At 55.3% G+C, this 11,768-nt stretch carries 11 protein-coding genes and 1 tRNA gene; 7 read left to right on the top strand and 5 right to left on the bottom strand.

Features of this window, described 5'->3' with window-relative positions:
* Both groL and N5C09_RS17010 read right to left on the bottom strand, forming a co-directional pair.
* A complete protein-coding gene (gene groL, locus N5C09_RS17005; protein WP_015572446.1) occupies positions 1–1,647 on the bottom strand; it encodes a chaperonin GroEL in 1,647 nt (548 codons plus the stop codon).
* Between the two features lie 39 nt (positions 1,648–1,686).
* Positions 1,687–1,980 carry a co-chaperone GroES gene (locus tag N5C09_RS17010; RefSeq protein ID WP_003855929.1) on the bottom strand — a complete coding sequence of 98 codons (294 nt, stop codon included), beginning with the start codon at positions 1,978–1,980 and terminating at the stop codon, positions 1,687–1,689.
* Between the two features lie 178 nt (positions 1,981–2,158).
* On the opposite strand from N5C09_RS17010, the gene yjeH reads away from it, so the two are divergent.
* Positions 2,159–3,406 carry an L-methionine/branched-chain amino acid transporter gene (yjeH, locus tag N5C09_RS17015; RefSeq protein WP_279749508.1) on the top strand — a complete coding sequence of 416 codons (1,248 nt, stop codon included), beginning with the start codon at positions 2,159–2,161 and terminating at the stop codon, positions 3,404–3,406.
* Between the two features lie 24 nt (positions 3,407–3,430).
* Here yjeH and N5C09_RS17020 read toward each other — a convergent pair whose 3' ends face one another.
* Positions 3,431–3,895 (bottom strand): FxsA family protein, encoded by a 465-nt coding sequence (locus N5C09_RS17020; RefSeq protein WP_003855925.1) that lies wholly within the window; start codon positions 3,893–3,895, stop codon positions 3,431–3,433.
* A gap of 335 nt (positions 3,896–4,230) precedes the next feature.
* Here N5C09_RS17020 and aspA point away from each other — a divergent pair, with 335 nt between their 5' ends.
* From aspA to N5C09_RS17045, 5 genes are all read left to right on the top strand, one after another.
* The gene (gene aspA / locus N5C09_RS17025) at positions 4,231–5,667 is read left to right on the top strand and encodes an aspartate ammonia-lyase (protein WP_003855923.1); all 1,437 of its coding nucleotides are present in this window, start codon (positions 4,231–4,233) and stop codon (positions 5,665–5,667) included.
* A gap of 116 nt (positions 5,668–5,783) precedes the next feature.
* Positions 5,784–7,085, top strand: coding sequence for an anaerobic C4-dicarboxylate transporter (locus tag N5C09_RS17030; RefSeq protein ID WP_003855921.1), 1,302 nt, complete (start codon positions 5,784–5,786; stop codon positions 7,083–7,085).
* A 113-nt stretch (positions 7,086–7,198) separates the two neighbouring features.
* The gene (gene cutA / locus N5C09_RS17035) at positions 7,199–7,522 is read left to right on the top strand and encodes a divalent cation tolerance protein CutA (RefSeq protein ID WP_003855908.1); all 324 of its coding nucleotides are present in this window, start codon (positions 7,199–7,201) and stop codon (positions 7,520–7,522) included.
* Complete coding sequence (locus N5C09_RS17040; RefSeq protein WP_279749509.1) at positions 7,498–9,189, top strand: protein-disulfide reductase DsbD; 1,692 nt, start codon at positions 7,498–7,500, stop codon at positions 9,187–9,189. The genes cutA and N5C09_RS17040 overlap by 25 nt, the downstream gene beginning before the upstream one ends.
* A gap of 49 nt (positions 9,190–9,238) precedes the next feature.
* The gene (locus N5C09_RS17045) at positions 9,239–9,814 is read left to right on the top strand and encodes a transcriptional regulator (protein ID WP_279749510.1); all 576 of its coding nucleotides are present in this window, start codon (positions 9,239–9,241) and stop codon (positions 9,812–9,814) included.
* Here N5C09_RS17045 and N5C09_RS17050 read toward each other — a convergent pair.
* Both N5C09_RS17050 and N5C09_RS17055 read right to left on the bottom strand, forming a co-directional pair.
* Complete coding sequence (locus N5C09_RS17050; RefSeq protein ID WP_279749511.1) at positions 9,811–10,401, bottom strand: LysE family translocator; 591 nt, start codon at positions 10,399–10,401, stop codon at positions 9,811–9,813. The two genes, N5C09_RS17045 and N5C09_RS17050, sit on opposite strands and share 4 nt — an antisense overlap.
* A 36-nt stretch (positions 10,402–10,437) precedes the next feature.
* Positions 10,438–11,283 carry an AraC family transcriptional regulator gene (locus N5C09_RS17055; protein WP_102749857.1) on the bottom strand — a complete coding sequence of 282 codons (846 nt, stop codon included), beginning with the start codon at positions 11,281–11,283 and terminating at the stop codon, positions 10,438–10,440.
* A gap of 170 nt (positions 11,284–11,453) precedes the next feature.
* Between N5C09_RS17055 and N5C09_RS17060 the strand changes: the two genes are divergently transcribed.
* Positions 11,454–11,529 (top strand) — tRNA-Phe (locus N5C09_RS17060).
* The last annotated feature ends 239 nt before the right edge of the window (positions 11,530–11,768 follow it).

Below are 11,768 nucleotides of genomic sequence, written 5' to 3' on the forward strand. Positions count from 1 at the left end.
TTACATCATGCCGCCCATTCCACCCATGCCGCCCATACCACCAGCAGCACCTAAGTCAGGCGCATCGCCTTTAGGCAGGTCGGTCACCATGCACTCGGTCGTGATCATCAGGCCAGCTACAGATGCCGCGTATTGCAGAGCAGAACGGGTCACTTTAGTTGGATCCAGGATACCGAAGTCGATCATGTTGCCGTATTCTTCAGTTGCCGCGTTGTAACCGTAGTTACCTTCACCTGCTTTCACGTTGTTCGCAACCACAGACGGCTCTTCACCGGCGTTGGACACGATCTGACGCAGCGGAGCTTCCATCGCGCGCAGCGCAACTTTGATACCCACGTTCTGGTCTTCGTTCTGAGCAGTCAGGCCAGCCAGCTTAGCGGCTACACGCACCAGCGCGACACCACCACCAGCAACCACGCCTTCTTCTACCGCAGCACGGGTCGCGTGCAGGGCGTCGTCAACGCGTGCTTTCTTCTCTTTCATTTCAACTTCGGTCGCAGCACCAACTTTGATTACCGCAACGCCGCCTGCCAGTTTCGCTACGCGCTCCTGGAGTTTTTCACGGTCGTAATCGGAAGTGGCTTCTTCGATCTGCTTACGGATCTGACCAACACGGCCCTGAATAGCGGCTTCTTCACCCACACCGTCGATGATGGTGGTGGTGTCTTTGTTGATCACAACGCGTTTCGCCTGGCCCAGGTCTTCCAGGGTCGCTTTTTCCAGCTCCATACCGATCTCTTCGGAGATCACGGTACCACCGGTCAGGGTAGCGATATCCTGGAGCATCGCCTTACGACGATCGCCGAAGCCAGGCGCTTTAACCGCAGCCACTTTCACGATGCCGCGCATGGTGTTAACCACCAGGGTCGCCAGCGCTTCGCCTTCAACGTCTTCAGCAATGATAACCAGCGGCTTGCCTGCTTTCGCAACAGCTTCCAGCACTGGCAGCATTTCGCGGATGTTGGAGATTTTCTTATCAGCCAGCAGGATGAACGGGCTTTCCAGCTCAACAGCGCCAGTTTCTGGCTTGTTGATGAAGTATGGGGACAGGTAACCGCGGTCGAACTGCATACCTTCAACCACGTCCAGTTCGTCTTCCAGACCGGTACCGTCTTCAACGGTGATCACGCCTTCTTTACCGACTTTATCCATCGCTTCAGCGATCAGTTTACCTACGGTTTCGTCGGAGTTAGCGGAGATAGTACCAACCTGAGCAATAGCTTTAGAGTCAGAGCACGGTACGGACAGCGCTTTCAGTTCTTCAACAGCAGAGGCGACAGCTTTGTCGATACCACGTTTCAGATCCATCGGGTTCATACCCGCAGCAACGGCTTTCAGACCTTCGGTGATGATGGCCTGCGCCAGTACGGTCGCGGTGGTGGTACCGTCACCGGCAGCGTCGTTCGCTTTAGAGGCAACTTCTTTCACCATCTGTGCACCCATGTTTTCGAACTTGTCTTCCAGCTCGATTTCACGTGCAACAGAAACACCATCTTTAGTGATGGTTGGCGCGCCGAAGGATTTGTCCAGCACTACGTTACGGCCTTTCGGGCCCAGAGTGACTTTCACTGCGTCTGCCAGTACGTTTACGCCGCGGAGCATTTTTACACGAGCGTCGTTACCGAATTTTACGTCTTTAGCTGCCATGTTCTTATTTCCTCAAATTCGTACAGTTTCGTGCGTTAATTACGCTTCAACAATTGCCAGAATGTCGCTCTCGGACATGATCAACACTTCTTCATTGTCGATCTTCTCGGATTTCACGCCGTAGCCATCGTTGAAAATGACGATGTCACCAACTTTAACGTCCAGTGGCTGCACAGTTCCGTTTTCCAGGATGCGGCCCTTACCGACAGCGATGATTTCGCCACGCGTTGATTTTGCTGCTGCTGAACCGGTCAGAACGATGCCGCCAGCAGACTTGGTTTCAACTTCTTTACGTTTGACGATCACACGATCATGTAACGGACGAATACTCATTGATAGCTCTCCTTTGAGAAAGTCATTATCAGTTATGGATGACGCCGGTCCGCATGCGGTTTTCCGGCTAGTGCCCTGAGAGATGGGGATAGCTTTTTACCCCTTCAAGGGGTAACCGAAAAAAAATTTGCGAAAGTGTTACCATCCCCTCTCTTTTGATGGTGGCGGGACGAGGCAAATGAGTGGACTCAGGCAGGAGTTGGGGCTGGCGCAGGGTATTGGCTTACTCTCAACGTCCTTGTTAGGCACGGGAGTATTTGCGGTTCCCGCACTGGCGGCGCTGGTTGCCGGCAATAACAGCCTTTGGGCATGGCCGGTACTGATCGTGCTGGTGTTCCCGGTGGCGATTGTGTTTGCCATACTCGGGCGGCACTTCCCCAGCGCGGGCGGCGTAGCGCATTTTGTCGGCATGGCATTTGGCCCACGAATGGAACGCGTCACCGGCTGGCTGTTTTTATCGGTGATCCCGGTCGGCCTTCCGGCAGCCCTGCATATCGCCACTGGCTTCGGACAGGCGCTGTTTGGCTGGCACGACGAACAGCTGTTGCTGGCTGAACTCGGTACGCTGGCGATTGTCTGGTGGGTGGGCTCACGCGGGGCCAGTTCCAGCGCCAATCTGCAAACGCTGGTCGCAGCGTTGATCGTCGCGCTGATCGTCGCCATTTGGTTGGCGGGTGACATTACCGTGGCGGATATTCCTTTCCCCGCGATTAACGACGTCGACCATGCACAGCTTTTCTCGGCATTATCCGTCATGTTCTGGTGTTTCGTCGGTCTGGAGGCGTTTGCTCACCTGGCCTCCGAGTTTAAACAGCCCGAGCGTGACTTCCCCCGCGCCCTGATGATTGGCCTGCTGCTGGCGGGCACGGTGTATTGGGCCTGTACGGTACTGGTGCTGCACTTTAACGCCTTCGGCGAAGAGAAAGCCGCTGCCGCGTCGCTACCGGGCATCGTGGTGCAACTGTTCGGCGTTAAAGCCCTGTGGGTGGCCTGCGTGATTGGCTATCTCGCCTGCTTTGCCAGCCTCAATATCTATATTCAGAGCTTCGCCCGGCTGGTGTGGTCTCAGGCACTTTATAAACCTGATAGCCGACTCGCACGCCTGTCTAAACGTCAGCTTCCGGCGAATGCGCTGAATACCGTACTGGGCTGCTGCGTGGTGAGTTCCCTGGGCATTTATCTGCTCGACATCAACCTTGACGCGCTGATTGTCTACGCCAACGGTATCTTCATCATGATCTACCTGCTGTGCATGCTGGCGGGCTGTCGGCTGCTGAAAGGACGCTTTAAGGCGCTGGCGGCGGTCGGGTGTGTGCTGTGCCTGCTGCTGCTGGCGATGGTGGGGTGGAAGAGCGTGTACGCCATCATCATGCTGGCGGGGCTGTGGCTGTTTTTACCGAAGCGGCAAAATTCGCAGGCCCGGTAAGCGAAGCGCCTCCGGGCCACAAACTCATCGATCGTCTTTATGATCTAACCGGTCGCGCTGCTCATCCTTACGCTGGTATTCCCCTTCAAAGGTATCCCCCGGGCCGGTGCTGAAACCACCGCCCGGCATACGGCTGAAACGCAGGTGCGGCAGCAGCTTCATGGTCAGGTGCTTCTGTACCGGCGGCAACAGCAACAGCAGGCCGAGAAAGTCGGTGAAGAACCCAGGCAGGATCAGCAGCAGGCCAGCAATAATCAGCGACACGCTTTTGATCATCTCGGCTGCCGGGCTTTCGCCTGCGGCCATCTTCTGCTGCATTAACAGGAAATTTTTGAAACCCTGATTGCGCACCAGCGACATGCCGATGACGGAGGTGAAGATCACCAGAATCAGCGTCAGCAGGACGCCCAGCACGTGGGCAACCTGGATGAAAATCGAAATTTCAATGTAAACATAAAGAAAGAAAGCAATAAACGGTATCCAGCGCACTGGCATCTCCTGTGTGGCAGGTGCCTTCTGGCCCCTGTCTGAATGTGTTCGCGAAGCGCGTAGATAAGAGATGGTGACGGTTAGCCAAAATTCAATCGGTTTGCACGGATATTTTTTTTGGAAATATTAAAGCGGTGACCCATTTCACAGATTAATAATTATCATGAAATCGGGTCGATAATAAGTGATCCAGCTTACGGCAATTCGCTATCATCAGCATATGATCTCGAACATCTGGCCGATTGAGGGAATAATCGTCGGTCAGAAAATATTCAAAACCACATATATACTGTGTGTTTAGTACAATCCATCGGCAGCTTGAAAAGAAGGTTCACATGTTAAACAACATTCGTATCGAAGAAGATTTGTTGGGTACCAGGGAAGTTCCAGCGGATGCCTACTATGGTGTTCACACTCTGAGAGCGATTGAAAACTTCTACATCAGCAACAGCAAAATCAGCGACATCCCTGAATTTGTGCGTGGCATGGTGATGGTAAAAAAAGCCGCGGCTCTGGCGAACAAAGAGCTGCAAACCATTCCTAAAAGCGCTGCAAATGCGATTATCGCCGCATGCGATGAAGTGCTGAACAACGGCAAATGCATGGATCAGTTCCCGGTTGACGTCTATCAGGGCGGCGCGGGCACCTCCGTCAACATGAATACCAACGAAGTACTGGCAAACATCGGCCTGGAGCTGATGGGGCATCAGAAAGGTGAATACCAGTACCTGAACCCGAACGACCACGTTAACAAATGTCAGTCCACCAACGACGCGTACCCAACCGGGTTCCGCATCGCGGTGTATGCTTCTGTCGTCAAACTGGTCGACGCGATCAATCAGCTGGGCGATGGCTTCCAGCGTAAAGCCGTTGAGTTCCAGGACATCCTGAAAATGGGCCGTACCCAGTTGCAGGACGCTGTCCCCATGACCCTCGGACAGGAATTCCACGCGTTTAACGTGCTGCTGAATGAAGAGACCAAAAACCTGCTGCGCACGTCCGAGCTGCTGCTGGAAGTGAACCTGGGTGCAACCGCCATCGGTACACGTCTGAATACGCCGGATGGCTATCAGCAGCTGGCGGTACAGAAGCTGGCTGAAGTGTCCAACCTGCCGGTTGTGCCTGCGGAAGACCTGATTGAAGCTACCTCCGACTGCGGCGCCTACGTGATGGTGCACAGCGCGCTGAAGCGTCTGGCGGTGAAACTGTCCAAAATCTGTAACGACCTGCGCCTGCTCTCCTCCGGTCCACGCGCTGGCCTGAATGAAATCAACCTGCCAGAGTTGCAAGCGGGTTCGTCCATCATGCCAGCTAAAGTAAACCCGGTGGTGCCGGAAGTGGTGAACCAGGTTTGCTTCAAGGTTATTGGTAACGATACGACCGTCACCATGGCTTCCGAAGCCGGTCAGCTCCAGCTGAACGTGATGGAGCCAGTGATTGGCCAGGCGATGTTTGAATCCATCCATATTCTGACCAACGCCTGCTACAACCTGCTGGAAAAATGCATTAACGGCATCACCGCCAACAAAGAGGTGTGTGAAGGTTACGTGTATAACTCAATCGGCATCGTCACCTACCTCAACCCGTTCATCGGCCACCACAACGGCGACATCGTCGGTAAGATTTGTGCCGAAACCGGTAAGAGCGTGCGTGAGGTCGTTCTTGAGCGAGGATTGTTGACCGAAGCCGAGCTGGACGATATCTTCTCCGCCCAGAACCTGATGCATCCGGCCTATAAAGCGAAACGATATACCGATGAAAGCGAACAGTAACCGTTCAGGCTAAGCTTCCGAAAGGCACGTCACTTGTGACGTGCCTTTTTTCTTTATGGGCGTTACCAAAACACAACAATTCAATATCAACTTGTTAATAAGCAAGGCAGGTCTTTATGTTTGGAGCAGAACTCGTCATCGTCCTGTTGGCGATTTATTTGGGCGCACGACTCGGGGGTATCGGCATCGGTTTTGCCGGCGGTCTCGGGGTGCTCGTACTTACCCTGATCTTTCAGATTAAACCCGGCGCAATCCCTTTTGACGTTATCGAAATCATCATGGCGGTTATCGCTGCCATTGCGGCCATGCAGGTCGCTGGCGGTATGGACTACCTGGTGAGCCTGGCGGAGCGTATGCTGCGTCGCCATCCGAAATACATCACCTTCCTTGCCCCGCTGGTGACGTGGTTTATGACCATTCTCGCCGGCACTGGCCACACCGCGTTCTCCACGCTGCCGGTGATCACCGAAGTGGCCAAAGAGCAGGGCATTCGCCCGTCTCGCCCTCTCTCTATTGCCGTGGTGGCGTCCCAGATTGCGATCACCGCCTCGCCAATCTCAGCCGCCGTGGTCTTCTTCGCGGGGATCCTTGAGCCGATGGGCGTGAGCTACCTGACGCTGCTGGCGATCTGTATTCCGGTCACGCTGATTGCGGTGATGATCACCGCCGTGCTGTGTAACTTCCTCGGCGCCGAGCTGAAAGACGATCCGGTTTACCAGGAGCGTCTGGCAAAAGGCGAAGTGAGCCTGCGCGGAAGCCAGGTCTTCGAGCTGAAGCCGCATGCAAAACGCTCCGTGCTGCTGTTCCTGATCGGTATCGTCGCCGTGATGTTCTACGCGACCGCCATCAGCGATACGGTAGGTTTGATCCAGAACCCGGTTCTGCCGCGTAACGAAGCCATTGTGGTCTTCATGCTGACCATCGCGACGCTGATTAGCATCACCTGTAAAATCGACACCAGCGAAGTGCTGAACGCCAGCACCTTCAAATCCGGTATGAGCGCCTGCGTGTGCGTGCTGGGCGTGGCGTGGCTCGGTGATACCTTCGTCAAAGCACACATCAGCGATATCCAGACCGTTGCAGGCGACCTGCTGCACAACTATCCGTGGCTGCTGGCGGTGGTGCTGTTCTTTGCGGCGACGCTGCTGTATTCCCAGGCCGCGACCACCAAAGCGCTGATGCCTGCGGCACTGATGCTGGGCGTTACGCCGCTGACGGCGATTGCCTCTTTTGCAGCCGTTTCCGCCCTGTTCGTACTGCCAACCTACCCAACCCTGCTGGCCGCGGTTGAGATGGATGACACCGGCTCAACCCGCATCGGTAAGTACGTGTTTAACCACGCGTTCCTGATCCCGGGCGTGGTGGCGATTACGCTCTGCGTGATCCTCGGCTTTATCATCGGTGGCATTGTGCTGTAAACGGTTAGCCGTTGTAAAAATAGTTAAAATCGGGCCGCTCTGCGGCCCGTTTCATTAATGACCAATCGCATGGCGTGATATAGTGAAGACTTTCGTGATGAGGAGGTCGACTTGTGAACACGCCTGATGCTGTTGTTGTACTGTGTACCGCCCCTGATGAAGCCTCTGCCCAGGATCTCGCCGCCAAAGTGCTGGCCGAAAAACTGGCTGCCTGCGTCACGCTTTTACCCGGCGCAACCTCCCTTTATTACTGGGAAGGCAAGCTGGAGCAAGAGTACGAAGTCCAGATGTTGCTCAAAACCAATCTGACCAACCAGCAGGCGCTCCTCGACTGCCTCAAGTCTCATCATCCATATCAAACCCCGGAGCTGCTGGTGCTGCCAGTAGTCCACGGCGATAACGATTATCTCTCATGGCTCAACGCTTCATTACGCTGATCCTGCTGCTGTGCAGCACGTCAGTTTTTGCCGGGTTGTTTGACGCACCCGGCCGTTCGAACTTTATTCCTGCCGACCAGGCGTTCGTTTTCGACTTTCAGCAAAACCAGCACGATCTCAGCCTCACCTGGCAGGTGAAAGAGGGTTACTACCTCTACCGCAAGCAGGTCAGCATCACGCCGGCAAAGGCTGACGTTGGCGCATTGCAGATGCCCGCTGGCGAATGGCACGAGGACGAGTTCTACGGCAAAAGTGAAATTTATCGCCAGCGCTTAAGCGTGCCCGTCACGGTGAATCAGGCGGATAAAGGCGCTACCCTGACGGTGACGTATCAGGGGTGTGCCGACGCCGGGTTCTGCTATCCGCCGGAAACAAAAGTCGTGCCGCTGAGTGAAGTCAAAGGCGTAGCCGCGGCTTCTCCGCCTCCTGCGAGCGAAGAGGCCAAAGGCCGCGCTGACCTGCCTTTCTCCGCGCTATGGGCGTTACTGATTGGTATCGGCATCGCCTTTACGCCCTGCGTACTGCCCATGTACCCGCTTATCTCTGGCATCGTGCTGGGCGGCAAGCAACGTCTTTCCACCGCCCGCGCGCTGGTGCTGGCCTTTATCTACGTGCAGGGCATGGCGTTAACCTATACCGCGCTCGGCCTCGTGGTCGCCGCTGCTGGATTACAGTTCCAGGCAGCCCTTCAGCACCCTTATGTGCTTATCGGGTTGTCAGCGGTGTTTATTCTGCTGGCGCTGTCGATGTTTGGCCTGTTTACCCTGCAACTGCCCTCTTCCCTGCAAACCCGTCTGACGTTGATGAGCAACCGTCAGCAGGGTGGCTCTGCGGGCGGCGTGTTCGCTATGGGTGCCATCGCCGGTCTGATTTGCTCTCCCTGCACCACCGCGCCGCTGAGCGCCATCCTGTTATACATTGCCCAGAGCGGCAACCTGTGGCTCGGCGGCGGCACGCTGTACCTCTACGCACTCGGCATGGGCCTGCCGCTGATCCTGGTGACGGTGTTTGGCAATCGTCTGCTGCCGAAGAGCGGCCCGTGGATGGAGACGGTGAAAACCGCGTTCGGTTTTGTCATTCTGGCGCTCCCGGTATTCCTGCTGGAACGCATCATCGGTGACGTCTGGGCTACACGTCTGTGGGCGATGCTCGGCGTGGCCTTCTTCAGCTGGGCGTTTATCGTGAGTCTGGGTGCGAAGACGCCGTGGATGCGTCTGGTACAGATCCTTCTGCTGGCGGCCGCGCTGGTGAGCGTCCGTCCTTTGCAGGACTGGGCGTTTGGCACCCCGACAGGTCAGACGCAGGCTCATCTGAATTTTATACAGATTAAGAACGTGGATGACCTTAACCGCGCCCTGGCGCAGGCGAAAGGCAAACCGGTCATGCTCGATCTCAATGCCGACTGGTGCGTGGCCTGCAAAGAGTTTGAAAAATACACCTTCAGCGATCCGCAGGTACAACACGCGCTGAGCGATACCGTTCTGCTTCAGGCGAACGTTACCGCCAACAGCGCGCAGGATAAGGCTCTGCTGAAGCAACTTAACGTGCTCGGTTTGCCTACCATCCTGTTCTTCAATGAACAGGGGGCAGAACAGCCGACGCAGCGTGTAACCGGGTTTATGGACGCGACGGCATTCAACGCGCATTTGCGCAATCGCCAACCGTAAACAACACTTTAGACGGGACAAACCGTTGGGAATAGCGGAGGAGATAACCGTGCAACGCGAAGACGTACTGGGACAAGCCCTGCAATTACTTGAGATTCAAGGGATCGCCAGCACCACGCTTGAGATGGTAGCCGACCGTATCGATTACCCTCTGGATGAACTTAGGCGCTTCTGGCCGGATAAAGAGGCGCTGCTTTATGATGCCCTGCGCTATCTCAGCCAGCAGGTGGATATCTGGCGCAGACAGCTGATGCTGAATGAAGAACTGACCACCGAGCAAAAGCTATTGGCACGCTATACCGCGCTGACGGAGTGTGTTACCAACAACCGTTACCCTGGCTGCCTGTTTATCGCCGCCTGCACCTACTTCCCCGATCCCGGACACCCTATCCATCAGCTGGCAGATCAGCAAAAACGTGCGGCGCACGAGTTTACACACGAGCTGCTGACCACACTTGAAGTGGATGACCCGGCGATGGTCGCGAAGCAGATGGAGCTGGTGCTGGAAGGTTGCCTGAGCCGTATGCTGGTGAACCGTAGCCAGGCTGATGTAGATACGGCGCACCGACTGGCGGAAGATATTTTGCGGTTTGCACAATGCCGTATGGGTGGTGCACTGACCTAAGCCAGCATTCCCGTCCAGGCGGAGATAAACAAACACAGCGCCATTACGCGCTGAAATCGCACCATCGCCACGGTGGTGCGGAAAATCCGGTTTACCGCCTTCCCCAGCCACGCCCAGCACAACAAACAGACCACTGAGATCGCCAGGAACCATAGCGCCATCAGCGCAATATCCCGTAATGCATGGTCGCTTGCCGGCGCAAACAGACTGACAACTGCCAGCGCCATCATCCAGGTTTTCGGATTCACAATCTGTAATAACGCCGCCGCCCGGGCGGTAAATCGTACAGGGCGTCTGGAGGAGAGATTCGCGGCCGGGGCGCTAAACAGCTGCCAGCTCATCCAGGAAAGCCACAGCACGCCCGCCCAGCTCATCACCTGACGTATCAGCGGATACTGGCGTAACGCTTCTCCTGCCCCTGCGCCGGAAACCAGGACAATAGCGCTGGCGGCAATACACCCACCGAGGATGGCAGGAATCGTATTTTTTACGCCAAAGTGCTGACTGTTAGTCAGTACCAGAATATTGGTTGGCCCCGGCGTAATGGAGGCGACAAACGCAAACAACAGAAAGGATAATAAATTCACAGGTGGCTCCTTTTTAGTAGAGCCATGAATGTGCCGTTATTTTCTGGAAACGTCTGGAAGGTTTGTGCACAACCGACGGTAGTGTGCCGGAGAAATACGGTACGCCCGCTGGAACCAGCGACCAAGATGGCTTTGATCGGCAAAACCCACTGCCGTGGCAACATCAACAGGCAGTCCCCCACACGCCAGCATCTGTCGGGCCTTTGCCAGACGCAGCTGGATAAGCCAGGCGTGCGGCGCGAGGTGAAACTCGCGCTTAAAGCAGCGGGTGAGGGTAAAGCGATCCGTCCCCGTCTCACGCGCAAGGTCTGATAGCCCTACGTTTTCGCCGATATGCGCGTAGAGATAGTCGCGGGCACGATGCGCCACGGCGGAGCTTTGTAACTGAGATGGAAGTCTCTTACGCCAGTGGCAGTGGGCTGTAATCTGAGAGAGCAGGTTATCCATTGTGCTTTGCTGCACGATTTTCATTTCATCGTTATGCAACGAGGCGAACGTATCACCGATAGAGCGCACCAGCTGAGGCTCCCGCGTCAGCGTTTGGGCAAAGTGGAGGGTGTAGCTCCCGGGAGTCGCGTCGTACAGACCCTGAAGCGTACGGGTGAGCCAGCGTTCATCGAGATAAAAGGTCAGATAAGTAAAGCCACCCTCTACCGGCGCATCACCGTCATGGATTTCACCAGGCTCAAGTAAAAAAGCATCGCCCGGCTGGCTATGGTGCCGTTCACGCCGACAGTGGAACTGCTGCGTGCCGGAAAGGGTTATTCCGACCAGATAGCTGTCGTGCCAGTGGGGATCAAAGGCGTGCCCTTCGAAATGTGCCTTGATTGTTTCAATACCTGTTTCTGCATGCTGACGCAGCTCAAGCCAGTCATTTGCCATACTGCTCTCCTCTTTACCGTCAGCATTGTCATAGCTTGCCTGAACTGTCTGGAAGATTTGTGCAATTTCAGCGCACAAACGGACAGATTGCCGCAAACTTAAGCAGTTGAACAGCTTTTCCCGAAATAATGTTGACGATCGCGCGCGATTGCGGTTTAATGCGCTCCGTTGCCCGGATAGCTCAGTCGGTAGAGCAGGGGATTGAAAATCCCCGTGTCCTTGGTTCGATTCCGAGTCCGGGCACCACTATTTAAAGAACCCAGCCTATGGCTGGGTTTTTGCTTTTCTGCGTTTATCAAAACCTTACCTTATTTTTATTCCTGTTATCTCTTCCCGGTAAGATCGTGCGATTAGCATTGCCCGGTGGCGCTGCGCTTACCGGGCCTACAAAACTTGTAGGCCAGATAAGGCGGTACCGCCATCCGGCTTGATTTCTGACGCACAAAGCAAAAAACCCCGTACCTTACGGTACGGGGTTTCTTTAA

This window comes from Enterobacter sp. GD03975 (assembly GCF_029838645.1).
GTDB classification, from domain to species: Bacteria; Pseudomonadota; Gammaproteobacteria; order Enterobacterales; family Enterobacteriaceae; genus Enterobacter; species Enterobacter quasihormaechei.